The organism is Pseudarthrobacter sp. L19 (assembly GCF_050859435.1).
Taxonomy (GTDB): domain Bacteria; phylum Actinomycetota; class Actinomycetes; order Actinomycetales; family Micrococcaceae; genus Arthrobacter.
Window position 1 is genome coordinate 2,329,468 of record NZ_CP193935.1, and the last position, 15,260, is coordinate 2,344,727.

The window sequence follows — 15,260 nt, forward strand, 5'->3', positions numbered from 1 at the left end:
CGTAGCCAGCCCCACCCCGGCCTCCACTGTGCCTAATCCCACCGTGCCCGGGCTGACGCTGCTGCCGCCGCGGACCCGGCACGCGCAGGCCCCGGAGTTGTCCGCGGACCAGCGCGCCGCCGTCGAACCCGCGCGCGGGAGCGGTCCGGTCCTGGTACCCGGCGCGCCCGGCACGGGGAAGTCCACGGTGCTGGTGGAGGCCGCGGTGCACCGGGCCCGGCGGGACGGCCTGGACCCCGAACGGATGCTCATCCTGGCCCCGGGCCGGCTCGCCGCCGACGCGTTGCGGGACCGTTTCACCGCGAGGCTGGACCGCAGTCTGAGCACGACGCCGGCACGCACCTGGGCGTCCTACGCCTTCGATCTGATCCGGCGGGCTAAAGCCGAGGGGGTCCTGCCGCTGCCGCGGGCGCCGAAGCTGCTCTCCGGTCCGGAACAGGACCTGATCATCAAGGAACTCCTCGAGGGCCACGCGCGTCCGGGTTTCGAGCTGCCGTGGCCGGAGGATCTTGGCGCCGCCCTGCCCACCCGCGGCTTCCGGCAGGAGGTGCGGCAGCTCTTCGACCGGATCATCGAATCCGGGCGCACCGCCGAGGACCTCGCCGCCCTGGGCCGCCGTTGCGGGCGGCCGGACTGGGAGGCGGCCGCGGCGCTCTACGCCGAGTACCGCGACGTGCTGGACTTGCGGATGCCGGAATCCTCTGACCCCGCCGGCATCATCACCGCCGCCCGCCAGATCTTCCAGGACGCGCCGGAGTTCCTGGCCGCCGAACGGGACCGCCTGCAACTGATCCTGGTGGACGACATCCAGGAGGCGAACCCGGCGGTCTTCGAGCTGCTGGCCGACATCGCCTCCGGCAAGGACGCCCTGGTGACCTACTGCCCGGACACCGTCGTCCAGGGCTTCCGCGGTGCCCGGCCGGACCTGGTGGCGGAGCTGCCCCGGCTGCTCGCCCCGGGCGGCGGTGTGCTGGAACGGCCGCTCTGGACGGCGCACCGTCAAGCCCCCGCCGTCGGGCAGGCCTGGCAGGCCGTCGCCGAACGGATCTCGCTCCGCTCCGGCGGCGCCACCGCCCGTCGGCTCGACTACCCGGCACCCGCGGCACCGGACCCCGCTGCCCCAAACCCCGCCGCCCCAAACCCGCCAGTGTCCGGCACCGTGGAGGGACACCTGTTGCCCTCACCGGTCCACGAATTGCGTTACGTCGCCCAGCGGATCCTCGAGGCGCAGCTGAACGACGGCCGCGCCCTGGGCGACATCGCCGTGATTGTCCGCAACGGCGGTCAGCTCAGCCAGCTGCAACGGCACCTGGCCGGGCAGGGCATTCCCGTGCGGGTTCCCGTGGCCGAGGCCGCCGTCCGGGACGAGGTTGCGGTGCGGCCGCTGCTGGACGCCTACGCCGTCGCCCTGGACCCGGAGGCCCTCACCGCCGAAGCCGCGGTGTCGCTGTTGACCTCCCGCATCGGCGGGGCCAGCTCCATCGAGCTGCGGCGGCTGCGCCAGACGCTGCGGCAGGACGAGCTGCTCGGCGGCGGCGGGCGCGCCAGCGATGCCCTGCTGGTCGAGGCGTTGCTGGAACCGGGCGCGCTCGCCGCGACCGGCGTGGAGGACGCTCGGCGCGGCGGATCGCCCGGATGATCTACGCCGGACGCGAGGCCGCGGCGGCGCCGGGCGCCAACGCCGAGACCGTGCTGTGGGCGCTGTGGAACGCCACCGGCCTGGCGAAGCGGTGGACCGAGGCCGCCCTGGCCGGGGGTGCCGCGGGCGCCCGGGCGGACCGGGACCTGGACGCCATGATGGCCCTGTTCCACACCGCCGAACGCTACGTGGACCAGCTGCCCGGGTCCGGGCCGGAGCAGTTCCTCGAGTATCTGCTCAGCCAGGAACTGCCGATGGACACGCTGGCCGCCCGCGCCCAGTTGGAGGATGCGGTGGAGCTGATGACCCCGGCCAGCGCGGCCGGGCGGGAATGGCCCGTCGTCATCGTGCCCGGACTGCAGGAGGGCGTCTGGCCCAACACGCGGCTGCGCGGCGAGCTGCTGGGCAGCACGCTGTTCGCGGACGCGGTGGAGCACGGGGTGGACTACGCCCTGCGACTCGATCCGCTCAGCCGGCTCCGGGACATCCGCTACGACGAACTGCGCAGTTTCTCCACTGCCGTTTCCCGCGCCCGCGAGGTGCTGATCTGCACCGCCGTGTCGTCCGAGGACGAGCAGCCCTCGTCCTTCCTCGACTACGCAGCGCCGCTGTCCCCGGGCCAGGACCGGCGGGGCTACACGCCGGTGGAACGGCCGCTGACATTGAGGGCCCTGGTCTCGGAACTGCGCCAGCACGCCCAGGCCGGGACCGCCGAGGGCGAGGAGGCCGCAGCCGTCCTCGGCGCGCTCGCCGCCGCCGAACCGCCCGTGCCCGGCGCCCATCCGGACCAGTGGTGGGGTCTGGCCCCGCTGTCCTCGGCGGAGCCGGTGGTGCCGCCCGGCGGCACGGTCTTCGTCTCGCCCTCCAAGGTCGAGACGGTGCAGAAGTCGCCGCTGGACTGGTTCGTCCAGGCCGCCGGCGGGGAGGCCGCCACCGACTTCGCCCGCAGCCTCGGCACCCTCGTCCATGCCATCGCCCAGGACCTTCCCGAGGCCTCCGGCGGCGAATACGTGGCCGAGCTGGTCAAGCGCTGGCCCACCCTGGGCATGAAGGACAACTGGGAGGGCAAGCTGGACTTTCAGCGGGCCGAGGGCATGGTGCGCAAGCTCGCCCAGTACGTCCTGGTGATGCGCAGCGAGGGCCGCAGCCTGCTCGGGGTCGAGCAGGATTTCGAGGTCAAGCTGGCCGACGTGGTCCCCGCCGGAGCGGCAGACGACGGCGACGGCTGGCCCGCGCGCGCGGCGGTGCTCCGCGGCCAGGTGGACCGGCTGGAGATCGACGGCGAGGGCCGGCTGGTGATCGTGGATTTGAAGACCGGTAAACGCCAGCCCGGCAAGGCCGAGCTGGAACGCCACCCGCAGCTCGGCGCCTACCAGGCGGCCGTCCTCGCCGGAGGGTTCGCCGGCCCCGACGACGGGCCGCCGCCCCGGCCCGGCGGCGCCGTCCTCGCCCAGCTGGGCACCACCACCAAGAGCCCGGGCGTGCAACACCAGCCGCCGCTGGATCCCGACGCCAACTGGGCCCTGGACCTGGTGAACGACTCCGCCCGGGTCATGTCCGGCAGCACGTTCGAGGCCCGTCACGACCCGGCCAAGGGCGGCCACGGCGGACACGGGTGCCGCCTACCCGAGGTCTGCCCGCTCTGCGCCCGAGGAAAGCAGGTCACCGAATGAGCCTCCCGGAACCACGGTTCAGTCCCGAGGAGCTCTCGGCCATGCTCGGGGAAAAGAACCGCCCCACGGAGGAGCAGTCCCTGATCATCTCCTCGCCGCTGGCACCCCGGCTGGTCATCGCCGGCGCCGGCTCCGGGAAGACCGCCACCATGGCGGACCGGGTGGTCTGGCTGGTCGCCAACGGCTGGGTCAGCCCCGAAGAAGTCCTCGGCGTGACTTTCACCCGCAAGGCTGCGGGCGAGCTGGCCACCCGGATCCGGGCCAAGCTCACCGCCCTGGCCCGGATCGCCGCCGAGGACCGGGACCACTCGGTCTTCCCCGCCGGCCTGCTCAGCACCGAGGCACTGGAGCCGAAGGTCTCCACCTACCACTCCTACGCCAGCGGGATCGTCTCCGACTACGGCCTCCGGCTCGGCGTCGAACGCGACGTGGTGCTCCTGGGCGCCGCGCAGTCCTTCCAGCTCGCCAGCGAGGTGGTCGAAGCCTACGACGGCGACTACGAGCACTTCCGCGCCGCTAAATCCACCTTGGTCAAGGCAGTCATCCAGCTCGCGGGGAGTGCGCCGAACACCTGCAGGAGCCGGCCGGGGTCCGTGCCTGGCTGCTGGACCGGGTCCAGGAATTCGAGTCCCTGCCGTACCTGGCCACCGCCAAGAAGAACCCCACCCAGGCCGCGGCCGAGCTCAGCGCCCTGTTCCGGACCCGCGCCAGCGTGGCGGACATGGTGGGCCGGTACGCGGAGGCCAAGCGGGCCCGCGGCGCCCTCGACTTCGGCGACCTCGTGGCCCTGGCCGCCCGCGTTGCCAGCGAGATCCCGCTGGCCGCGCAGACCGAACGCCAGCGCTACAAGGTGGTGCTCCTGGACGAATTCCAGGACACCTCGCACGCCCAGCTGGTGCTGTTTTCCCGGCTCTTCGGCGGCGGCCACGCCGTCACCGCGGTGGGGGACCCCAACCAGTCCATCTACGGCTTCCGCGGCGCCTCCGCGGGGCAGCTCTTCCACTTCGTGCGGGAGTTCCCGGTCCTGGTCGGAGAAGCCGGCTCCGATGCCGGCGGCAACGGCGGCGACGAGGGCGGGGCCTGCCGCTTCGCCGTGGCGCCGACGTCGTACCTGACCACGGCCTGGCGCAACGGCCGCACCATCCTCGACGCCGCCAACGTCATCTCGGCACCCCTCAGCCGCGCCGCCGGGGAAGCCGGGCCCGCCGGCGCCCGGGACACCGCCCCCGCCGTCGAGGTTCCGCCGTTGCAACCCAGCCCCGCCGCGGTGGAGGGCCGCGTGGTGATGGGCCGGTTCGGCACCGACGAGGAGGAAGCCGCCGCCATCGCCGGCGACATCCTGACCTACCGCCGGACCGACTTCAGCGGCAACGCCGGCACCGGGGACTTCGAACCGCCCGCGATGGCCGTACTCTGCCGGCGCCGCGCCCAGATGGAGTGCATCCGCAAGGAATTCGAGCTCCGCGGCATCCCGTATGAGATCGTCGGCCTCGGGGGTCTGCTGGACACCCCGGAAATCGTCGACCTCGTCGCCACCCTCCGCGTCCTGGCGGATCCGGGCCGGTCGGACTCGCTGATGCGGCTGCTGGCCGGCGCCCGCTGGCGGATCGGACCCGCGGACCTGATGGCCTTCCGCGACTGGTCCAGCTTCCTGGCCCGGCGGCGCGGGGCGCCCGGGGCCGGCGACGACCTCGACGACGACGCCGACGCGGCCGTCATCGAAACGGACCTCACCGACGGCGCCAGCCTGGTCGAGGCGCTGGACTGGCTGCCCCGGCCCGGCTGGACCTCGGCCCACGGACGGCAGCTCGGGGCCGAGGCCCTCGGCCGGCTGCAGCGGCTCTCGGCCGAACTCCGCCAGCTGCGCAGCTTCATGGGCGACGACCTGACCACCCTGCTGGGCGAGGTGGAACGGTCCATGCTGCTCGACATCGAGGTGGCAGCCCGGCCCGGCATCAGCATCCACCAGGCCCGCCGCAACCTGGACGCCTTCCAGGACGCGGCCGCGGGTTTCCTGCACACCTCGCAGCGCGTCGACGTCCTGGCTTTCCTTGCCTGGCTTGAGGCGGCCGCAGCCGAGGAGAACGGCCTCGACGCCGCCGCGCCCGAGGCCAACCACGAGGCCGTCCAGCTGCTCACGGTGCACGCCTCCAAGGGCCTGGAGTGGGACGTGGTGTTCGTCCCCGGCCTGAACGCCGGCGCGTTCCCGAGCAGCCGCGACTCCCGCTGGAGCAGCGGCTCCGCGGCCCTGCCGTGGCCCCTGCGCGGCGACCGCGCGGACCTGCCGCAATGGGACCTCGAGCACCCGGACCAGAAGGGCTGGCTCGACGCCGAAAAGGACTTCAAGGCCGACGTCCAGGCCCACGGCGAGGCCGAAGAGCGCCGTCTGGCCTACGTGGCCTACACCCGGGCCAAGCACGTGCTCTGGGTCTCCAGCGCCGCGTGGGTGGGCTCCCGGGCCGGCATCGCCGACATGTCTCCGTTCCTGGCCGAACTGGAGACCCTGGTGGGCCGGGGAGTGCCGCGGTCCACCCGCTCTCGGTCACCGAGGACGCCCTGCCGGAGGAAAGCCCGCTGAACTCGGAACTCGAGCTGGCCGGGTGGCCCTACGACCCGCTGGAGGGCCCGGTCAACCCCCGCACCGGGGCGCGGCTGCGCCTGCGGCCGGGGCGCCGTGCGGCCATGGACTCCGCGGCCGCCCTGGTCCTGGACCACCTGCAGCGGTCCGGGGCCGGGCACCTGCCCGCGCCCGCGCCGCCGGGGCAGCCGCTGCGCGGCCCGCCGGCGGCTGGGCCCAGGAGGCTGCCACCCTGTTGGACCGCCGCAACCGGCGCACCACCGTCCACGAGGTGCACCTGCCCGGACACATCTCCGCCTCCACCCTGGTGGACCTGGACGAGGACCCCGGCGCCGTGGTGGCCCGGCTGCGGCGGCCCGTGCCGCGCGAGCCCGGGATGTCCGCCCGCAAGGGCACCGCGTTCCACTCCTGGGTAGAGGAGTACTTCGGCACAGCCGGGATGCTGGACCTGGGGGAGGCCCCCGGCTCGGACGGGCACATCGATGAGGCCTACGGCCTGGAGGCCATGGTCGAGACCTTCCGGCGCTCCGAGTGGGCGGACCGGGCTCCGGCGCACGTGGAGGTTCCGGTGGAGACCCGAATCGGCGACGTGGTGGTGCGCGGCCGCATCGACGCCGTCTTCCGCGACGCCGACGGCGGCTGGGACCTGGTGGACTGGAAGACCGGCCGACGGCCCTCGGCGCGGCAGCTCACCACGAAGGCGGTCCAGCTGGCCGTGTACCGGCTCGCCTGGTCACGGCTGAAGGGCGTGCCGCTCGAGGACGTCCGGGCGGCCTTCTACTACGTGGCCGACGACGCCGTGGTGCGCCCGCATGACCTGGGCAGCGCCGCGGAACTCGAACGGATCGTCGCCGGCGCGCTCGGCAGGCCGGTGGGCAGCCCCAGCAGGTAGGACGGGCTAGTGGCGGTGGAGCGGCACGACGGTCAGTGCCGTCGTGGACGTGTCCTCGCTGCTGGCCGGAGCAGGGCTTCCGGCAACGTCAGGGCTGTCGGAGTCCGTTTCGCTGCCGTCCGCGGGGGAGCGGTCCTCCGTGGTGGGGCGGGAAGGTGCGGCGTCGGCCTGGGCGCCATCGTCGGCGGTGTCATCGGCGTTGTCCTCGGCGTTGTCCTCTCCGGCGTCCTCGCCCTTCGCGTCCGAGGGGACACCGTCCGAAGATTCCTCGTCGGCCGCCGGGGTGTCGGGGATCGGGGTGACGTGGACGGCGGGAGCCGCGGCGAGCGGGGCGGGCTGCCCCGTGGCCGCCTCAGGCGCGGCCATCCCGGGAGTCTCGGCCCCGGGCTCGATCGGTTGCACCGTGACCGCCGGTGCCTGTGTGGGCGCCGGAGCGGGCAGCGGTTCGACGCTGATCGGCTGGCCGCCGTGGGCCGCGACGTCGTCGGCCAGCAGCGCCAGCATCGACTCGCCCTCCGCGACCATCGCGGTGTCCCCGGCAGCCAAACCACGGACCAGGTACTGGGCCAGGGCGAACTCCGCGGAAAGGGCAGCCCGGCGCAACAGGTGCGCATCGGGGGTGTCCCGGCGGGCGGAGGAGTACGCGGCCAGGACGCTGTCCACAAAGTCCTGGTCATTGGAGGCGACCAGCCAGGCCATGTCGTCGGCGGGGTCGCCGATCCGCAGGTCGGTCCAACCGGTCACGGCGGTGACCCGCTCCCCGTCGACCATGATGTTGTCCTCATGCAGGTCCCCGTGCACCACGCTGGGGTTGAAGCGCCACAGGGTGACGTCCTCCAGCGCGTGTTCCCAGCGGCGCAGCAACAGCGGCGGGATCTTCCCGGTCGTGGCGGCCTGGTCAAGCTCGTTGAGCCGACGCTGGCGGAACTCGTTAGGGGTGTAGGTGGGCAGGTCGGCGTTGCTGACCAGCGAATGCGGAAGGTCGTGGATCGCGGCGAGGGCGGCACCCACCTCCCGGGCCAGCGCGGGCGTCCCGGCGCCCAGCTCCTCCACGGTACGGGTGCGTCCCGCGAGGTGGGCGTACACAAAAGTGCTCAACTCACCCTGCCGCACGGTTCCGGCCACGGTGGGCATCAGGAACGGCAGTTCGGCACGGATCCCGGGGGTGAAGGCCCGCAGCACCAGGAACTCGGTCTCCAGCCGTGCGCTGGCCTCCGCATGCCGCGGCGACCGGACGCGCCAGCGCTTCCCCTCGGAATCCAGCAGCAGGGCGGAGTCGAAGTCAGCCGCATCGTCGGGCGCGGAGCACACGGCCGTAGGGGTCAGTCCGGGGACTGCTGCCGTCGCTACCGCTGCCAGTTCGATTGGGTTTCTTCTCACGTTCCCACGGTAGATTGACCGGCGCCCAACACGGCGAGGCAGGGCGGCGAGTCTGAAAGTTCGGCCCGAAAACGCCCTCCGGACCCGGCGGACACGGTCCCCGCGAGGCCGCCGCCGGCCTTCCGGGCAAATGTCAATTGTCAGCGGGGGTGGGTACGGTGGAGATATGAGTCTTCCGGAGCCGTCCGCGTCCACCACCACGACTCCTGCCGCGTCCCGGCAGGGCGGGACCGGACAGCCGGCCAACCACCTCAGGGAGACCGTCCTTCCGGTCCGACCCGCCCTCATCGACCGGCGCTCCGCCGCACGCATGCGCCCCGGGATGCTCGAGGAACTCCTGGACACCGACGGCGTGCAGGCCATGGTGCTCTCCCGCCGCCAGGCGCTGGTGGGCGGGGACGGCATAGTGTTCCTCGACGCCAAGGCGCTCGCGGGCCGGCTCAAGGGCACCGATTTCGAACCCCTCCACGTCGTCTACCTCGGGGCTTCCCTCGACGAGGGCAACGGGAACCCGGCCCCGGCGTCCACGCCCGGCAGCGAGTTCGTGCTGTTCATCCTGCCGGAGCAGTTCGAGGTCCGCGCCGAGCCGTTCGAGCAGCACGTCGACGGGATCCCTGCCGGGACGCAATGGGCCGGGTTCCGCGAGGTGGCGGGACGTCTCGACGCCCCGGACACTGCACTGTTCATCGAAGCCAGCGCCATCGCCAACTGGCACGCCACCCACACCCACTGCCCGCGCTGCGGGACCGCCACAACCACCGAAGCCGGCGGCTGGGTGCGGCGGTGCCCGGCGGACAACTCCGAGCACTACCCCCGCACCGATCCCGCGATCATCGTCACGGTGGTCGGCCCGGACGGCCGGCTCCTGCTCGGCGGCGGCGGACCGCTGGACGCGAAGAACTATTCCACGCTGGCAGGCTTCGTCGAACCGGGCGAATCACTCGAACAGGCCGTCGTCCGTGAGATCGGCGAGGAGGTCGGCGTGCGGGTGACCGCGTCCCAGTACCTGGGGTCGCAGTCCTGGCCGTTCCCGGCATCGCTGATGCTCGGCTTCACCGCCACCACCGAGGACACCGAGGCCCGGCCCGACGGCGTCGAGGTCACCCGAGCCCGTTGGTTCAGCCGGGAGGAACTGCAGGAAGCGGTCTCCAATGGAGAGATCACCATCTCCAGCCGGCTCTCCATAGCCCGGGCCCTGATTGAACACTGGTACGGCGGCGTCATCCACGACGCTCCCGTCACCCCCTGACCCTCCGATATTTGAGCAGCAGACGTGAACACAGATCTTTTCTCCGCCGGGTCATTTCCCGGCACCCCGCCGGCAGAAGGGCTTCCCGCCGCGGATGAGCGTTCCCTCGAGGACCGCATCCTCGGCGGCCTCGACGCCGAACAGCGCGAGGTGGCCAGCAACCTCACTGGGCCCATGTGCGTCCTCGCCGGCGCCGGCACCGGCAAGACCCGCGCCATCACTCACCGCATCGCCTACGGCGTGCACTCCGGCGTCTACAGCCCGCAGCGGCTGCTGGCCGTCACGTTCACCGCCCGGGCCGCGGCGGAAATGCGCAGCCGGCTCCGTGACCTCGGCGTCGGCAACGTCCAGGCCCGCACCTTCCACGCCGCCGCCCTCCGCCAGCTGCAGTTCTTCTGGCCCCAGGCAATCGGCGGTGCCCTGCCGAACCTGCTGGACCACAAGGCCCAGATGATCGCCGAGGCCGCCCGCCGGCTGCGGCTCAGCACCGACCGGGCCTCCATCCGCGACCTCGCCTCCGAGATCGAATGGGCCAAGGTCTCCATGCTCACCCCGGCCAACTACCTGGAGAAGGCCCAGGCCCGTGGCACCCCCGGCGGGTTCGACCTGACCGCCGTCGCCCGCGTCTTCCAGTCCTACGAGGACGTCAAGACGGACCGCAACGTCATCGACTTCGAGGACGTCCTGCTGATCACCGTCGGCATCCTTCAGGAGGACCCGAAGGTCGCCGCCACCGTCCGGGAGCAGTACCGGCACTTCGTGGTGGACGAATACCAGGACGTCTCGCCGCTGCAGCAGCGGCTCCTCGAACTCTGGCTGGGCGGCCGTGACGATCTCTGCGTCGTGGGCGACGCGAGCCAGACCATCTACTCGTTCACCGGCGCTTCCCCCAAGCACCTGCTGGGCTTCAAGGCGCAGTACCCGGAAGCCACCGTGGTCAAGCTGGTCCGCGACTACCGGTCCACCCCGCAGGTGGTCCGGCTCGCCAACGACCTGCTCGCCGGCCGGCGCAGCGGCGGCCCCGTCGCGGACGCGGCCTGGGCGACGCCGCTGCAGCTCGTCGCGCAACGCCCCGCCGGACCCGTGCCGCACTTCACCGAGTGCTCCGACGACGAGGCGGAGGCCGCCACGGCCGCCCAGAACATCAAGGCACTGCTGGAGGCGGGCACGCCGGCCAGCCAGATCGCCGTGCTCTTCCGCACCAACGGCCAGTCGGAGGCGTACGAGCAGGCCCTCGCCTCGGCCGGCATCGGCTACCAGCTCCGCGGTGGGGAACGGTTCTTCGCCCGGAAGGAAGTCCGGGACGCCATCCTGCAGCTGCGGGCCGCCACCCGGGCCATCGACGGCGCGGACGGGCCGGAACCGCTGGGCCAGCTGGTCCGGGACATCGTGTCCTCGCTCGGCTACACCGAGGAGGCGCCGCACAACGGCGGCGCCCTGCGGGAACGCTGGGAATCCCTGGCCGCCCTCGTGGCCTTGGCGGATGAGCTCGTGGCAGCCCGGGGGCCGCAGTTCGGCCTCGCCGAGTTCGTCAACGAACTCCAGGAACGCTCCCTCGCCCAGCACGCCCCGACGGTCCAGGGCGTCACCCTCGCCTCGCTGCACGCGGCCAAGGGCCTGGAATGGGAGGCGGTGTTCCTGGTGGGCCTGAGCGAGGGCCTGATGCCGATTTCGTTCGCCGACACCCCGGAAGCCGTCGACGAGGAGCGCCGGCTCCTCTACGTCGGCATCACCCGCGCCAAGGAACACCTGTACCTCTCCTGGTCCACCGCAAGGACCCCCGGCGGCCGCGCGAACCGCAAGCCCTCCCGCTTTCCTGGACGGCCTGCGGCCGGATTCCGTCGCGTCCTCCAGCGCCCGCGGCAAGGGCTCGGCCCCGCGCCGCAAGGCCGCCGCGCCGGCGTCGTGCCGGGTGTGCGGCAGCATGCTCAGCAGCGGCGCCGAACGCAAGGTGGGCCGCTGCAACCAGTGCCCGCCCAGCTACGAGGAGCAGACCTTTGACGCGCTGCGCCAGTGGCGGAAGGCCACGGCGCTGGAATCGGACGTCCCGGCGTTCGTGGTCTTCACCGACGCCACCCTGACGGCCATCGCCGAGGCCCGCCCGGCGACCCTCCAGGAGCTCGCGACGTTGCCCGGCGTCGGCGCGTCCAAACTGGAGAAGTACGGCGAGGCGGTCCTGGCCATCCTCGCGGAAAGCACCACCGCCTGATGCCGGGCAAGGTTGCGGAAACGCCGACGACGACGGCGGACGGCGCGCCGGTGGAGGTGCGGCGCTCGGCCCGCCGCCGCCGCACGGTGGCGGCATTCTGGGAGAACGGCACCGCCGTCGTGGCCATCCCCGCGCACTTCAGCGGAGCCCAGGAACGCGAATGGGTGGAACGGATGCTGGCCAAGCTCCGCGCCCAGGGAAGCCGGGGCCAGAACGGGAGCGGCCGGCGCCGGCCGGGCAGCGACGCGGCCTTGGCATCCCGGGCTGCCGAGCTCTCCGCCACCTACCTGGGCGGCCGGGCCGAGCCCGTGTCGGTCCGCTGGGTGACCAACCAAAACTCCCGCTGGGGCTCGGCGACGCCGTCGGAGGGCACCATCCGGCTCTCGCACAAGCTGCAGCAGATGCCGCAGTGGGTCATCGACTATGTACTGCTTCACGAACTCGCGCACCTGCTGGTCGCGGCCCACAACGCCGCGTTCTGGCGGCTGCTGTCGGCCTACCCGGAGACGGAGCGGGCCAAGGCCTTCCTCGAGGGCGTCTCCTTCGCCACCGCCCGCGGGCTCCCCGCCGACGAGGACGATGTCGAGGAAGCCCCGGTCGGCTAAGTCCGCGGTCTAAGCGCCGCCAGCTAAGCGCTGCGGGCCAAGCCCGGACGCAGGCGCCGGGCGGCTGGACCGCGGGGCAGCCCGGGCCGGTCAGGCCCGGACGCCGCTCGGCGGGCTAGGCCTTGGGGGAGTCCCCGTCGGAGGCGCCGCCGTCTCCCTTTGCGCCGCCGTCACCCTCGTCGCTCCCGCCGTCACCGGTGCTGTCACCGGTGCCGGGCTCGGGCGCCTCGTCGAAGCCGCCGCTGAGCAGCTTCTGCAACGCGTCGTCGACCTCGGTGTCGGAGGCCTCCGCCAGCTTGCGGCGTTCGCTGAAGCCCTTCGGGTCATCAAGGTCCTCGGCGGTGGGCAGCAGGTCGGGGTGCTGCCAGATGGCGTCCCGGCCCTCCACGCCGCGTTCCTCTTTCAACTGGGCCCAGAGGGTGGCGGCTTCGCGCAGCCGGCGCGGCCGCAGCTCCAGGCCCACCAGGGAGGAGAAAGCGTGTTCGGCCGGTCCGCCGGTGGCGCGTCGGCGGCGGACCGTCTCGCGAAGGGCCGCCGCGGACGGCAGCAGCTTCTCGGTAGCGGCGGCGGTCAGCTCGTCCACCCAGCCCTCCACCAGGGCCAGAGCGGTCTCGAGCTTCTCCAGTGCCTGGTCCTGGGCGGGGGTGCGCTGCGGCATGAAGACACCCTGGGAGAGTGCCTCCTGGATGCCCTCGGGGTTGCTGGGGTCCAGCTCCCGGGCGAGGTCCTCGATCTTGGAGGTGTCGATGTGGATGCCCCGGGCGTAGGCCTCGATGGCGCCCAGCAGGTGGCCGCGCAGCCAGGGGACCTGGACGAAGAGCCGGGCGTGGGCTGCCTCGCGGACGGCCAGGAAGAGCCGGATGTCGTTCTCGGGAAGGCTGAGGCCCTCACCGAACTTGGCCACGTTGGCGGGCAGGAGCGCCATCTCCAGGTCGGCCAGCGGGACGCCGATGTCGGTGGAGCTGACCACCTCGGCGGAGAGGGCGCCGATCGCCTGGCCCAGCTGCATGCCGAAGATCGCGCCGCCCATGTTCTGCAGCATCGAGGAGGCGCCGCCCATCATGGACTTCATTTCCTCGGGCATCTGTTCGGTCATCGCGGTGGAGAGCGCGTTGGCGATGCTGTTGGCCACCGGTTCGGTCAGCCGCTTCCAGGTGCCCAGGGTTTCCTCGACCCACTCGGCCCGGGACCAGGCACGGCCGATCAGGCCCGTGGAGGGCAGCTCGGTGACCTGGTCCAGCCACAGCTCGGCCAGCCGGAGCGCCTCGTCCACCTCGCGGGACTGGGCGGCGGTGACGGAGGGGTCGGAGCCGCTGGCCGCGACCCGGCGGGCGTTCTCGTGCGCCAGCTGCCAGTTGACGGGCCCGTCGGAGGAGGAGCTCATCATGGCCTGGACCTGCGAGAACATCTGTGCCAGCAGGTTGGGGTCATCGGGCAGGCCCGCGGCCTTGGCCAGTTCGGCCGGATCGATGTTCCCCATGCCCTTGCCGCCCATCAGGTTCTGCAGCATTTCCGCCAGCGGATCCTTGGGCTCGTCGTCCCCGTTGGACGGTTGGTGTGGGTTAGAGGTCATGATCCCGCCGATCGTCGGTGTGACTGGTACTCAACTTCACGCTACCCCTCCCGCTCAGCGGCTGTCTTGCAGAAACCGGCGCCGTTCGCTGTCGGCAAAGCACTCGGGCACCCCGCGAGCCCGTAGTGTGGGGCTCTGGAATATTTGCATGGCTGACGCGCCGTTTCCGGGCGCCGGCCCAGCGCCCGGACCACCCCGGCAGGGGTGCCGGACGCCGGCACGAGAGGTCCTTCAGTGACGTTTACCCAGGACGGGCAGCCCGGTAACGGCCCCTTGGCCAACAGCACCGCCAACGGCACGGTCGAAAGCCCCGCGGCCGACGGCGACGGCGCCGACCACGCGGGCCTCTGGCCGCGCCGTGGAGCGGGTGCCGGCCGGCGGGGCGGCCCTGGGGGAGGAGGCCGCCGCCCCTCCGCCATGGTGGTCTCCGGCCTGCTCTCGATCGGACTCGGCGTCGCCGCGCTCAGCTTGCCCGTTCCCTACGTGATCGAATCGCCGGGACCCACCTTCAACACCCTGGGCACGGACAACGGCAAGCCGGTCATCACCGTCTCCGGGCACGAGTCCTACCCGGCCAGGGGCAACCTGGACCTCACCACGGTGTACGTCGACGGCGGCCCCAACGGACCCGTGAGCGTCTTCGAGGCCCTCACCGCCTGGCTGAACCCCGCCAAGGCCGTCTACCCGCAGGAACTGATCTTCCCCACCGGCGTCACCAAGGAACAGTCGCAGCAGGAAAGCGCCGTGGCCATGACCACCTCGCAGGAGAACGCCGTCGCGGCCGCCCTGAAGGAACTCGGCATCCCGTTCGGGCAGAAGCTCCAGGTTGCCAGCATCCCCGACGACTCCGCCTCCAAGGGCAAGATCCAGGAGGGCGACCTGCTGGTCTCCATCGGCGGCAAGCCGATCTCCGCGCTGAGCGTCATCCAGTCCGAGCTCGCCGCCGGCAACGGCAAACCCGTCCCCGTGGTGGTGGACCGGGGTGGCAGCCAGCAGACGCTCACCATCACCCCGGCCAAGTCCGAGAACGGCCGCTACCTCCTCGGCGTGGTGCTGCAGTACAAGTTCACCTTCCCCTTCGACGTGAAGATCTCCCTGGACAAGGTGGGCGGCCCGAGCGCCGGCATGATGTTCGCCCTCGGGATCGTGGACACCGTGACCCCGGGCGACCTCACCGGCGGCAAGCACATCGCGGGCACCGGAACCATCACCCCCGACGGCGCCGTCGGGCCCATCGGCGGCATCGACCAGAAGATGGTCGGCGCCCGCTCCGGCGGGGCCACCCTGTTCCTCGCGCCCGCGGCCAACTGCGACGAAGTCGTCGGCCACATCCCGGCCGGCCTGCAGGTGGTGAAGGTCGAGACCCTGGCCGAGGCACGGCACGCCGTCGAGCTCTCCGCGTCAGGCGGCGACACGGCCGAGCTTCCCGCTTGCACCAGGAACTAGACTGACCCCGGAACTA

At 72.3% G+C, this 15,260-nt stretch carries 5 protein-coding genes and 3 pseudogenes; 6 read left to right on the plus strand and 2 right to left on the minus strand.

What is annotated here, in order from left to right; all coding sequences use genetic code 11:
• Nucleotides 1–28: 28 nt before the first annotated feature.
• A pseudogene (locus ACRQ5B_RS11130) lies at nt 29–3,312 on the plus strand (ATP-dependent helicase).
• A pseudogene (locus ACRQ5B_RS11135) lies at nt 3,309–6,782 on the plus strand (ATP-dependent helicase). The pseudogenes ACRQ5B_RS11130 and ACRQ5B_RS11135 overlap by 4 nt, the downstream one beginning before the upstream one ends.
• 6 nt (nt 6,783–6,788) lie before the next feature.
• On the opposite strand, the gene ACRQ5B_RS11140 reads toward ACRQ5B_RS11135, so the two are convergent.
• Complete coding sequence (locus ACRQ5B_RS11140; protein WP_432393866.1) at nt 6,789–8,162, minus strand: macrolide 2'-phosphotransferase; 1,374 nt, start codon at nt 8,160–8,162, stop codon at nt 6,789–6,791.
• A gap of 166 nt (nt 8,163–8,328) precedes the next feature.
• Between ACRQ5B_RS11140 and nudC the strand changes: the two genes are divergently transcribed.
• The 3 genes and pseudogenes from nudC (at nt 8,329) to ACRQ5B_RS11155 (ending at nt 12,225) form a co-directional block, all read left to right on the plus strand.
• Nucleotides 8,329–9,411 carry an NAD(+) diphosphatase gene (gene nudC / locus ACRQ5B_RS11145; RefSeq protein WP_432393868.1) on the plus strand — a complete coding sequence of 361 codons (1,083 nt, stop codon included), beginning with the start codon at nt 8,329–8,331 and terminating at the stop codon, nt 9,409–9,411.
• A gap of 117 nt (nt 9,412–9,528) precedes the next feature.
• A pseudogene (locus ACRQ5B_RS11150) lies at nt 9,529–11,620 on the plus strand (ATP-dependent DNA helicase UvrD2).
• Nucleotides 11,620–12,225 (plus strand): M48 metallopeptidase family protein, encoded by a 606-nt coding sequence (locus ACRQ5B_RS11155; protein WP_432393870.1) that lies wholly within the window; start codon nt 11,620–11,622, stop codon nt 12,223–12,225. Before ACRQ5B_RS11150 ends, ACRQ5B_RS11155 begins: the two are co-directional and overlap by 1 nt.
• Before the next feature lie 115 nt (nt 12,226–12,340).
• Here ACRQ5B_RS11155 and ACRQ5B_RS11160 read toward each other — a convergent pair whose 3' ends face one another.
• Complete coding sequence (locus tag ACRQ5B_RS11160) at nt 12,341–13,798, minus strand: zinc-dependent metalloprotease (protein WP_432393871.1); 1,458 nt, start codon at nt 13,796–13,798, stop codon at nt 12,341–12,343.
• A 234-nt stretch (nt 13,799–14,032) separates the two neighbouring features.
• Here ACRQ5B_RS11160 and ACRQ5B_RS11165 point away from each other — a divergent pair, with 234 nt between their 5' ends.
• Entirely contained in the window at nt 14,033–15,244 is a 1,212-nt protein-coding gene (locus ACRQ5B_RS11165) for a YlbL family protein (RefSeq protein ID WP_432393873.1), read from the plus strand.
• Nucleotides 15,245–15,260 lie beyond the last annotated feature (16 nt).

Bases quoted from the DNA above. Each gene is read 5' to 3' on its own strand.
- nudC (WP_432393868.1), top strand. From the start codon at position 8,329: ATGAGTCTTCCGGAGCCGTCCGCGTCCACCACCACGACTCCTGCCGCG.
- ACRQ5B_RS11155 (WP_432393870.1), top strand. From the start codon at position 11,620: ATGCCGGGCAAGGTTGCGGAAACGCCGACGACGACGGCGGACGGCGCG.
- ACRQ5B_RS11160 (WP_432393871.1), bottom strand. From the start codon at position 13,798: ATGACCTCTAACCCACACCAACCGTCCAACGGGGACGACGAGCCCAAG.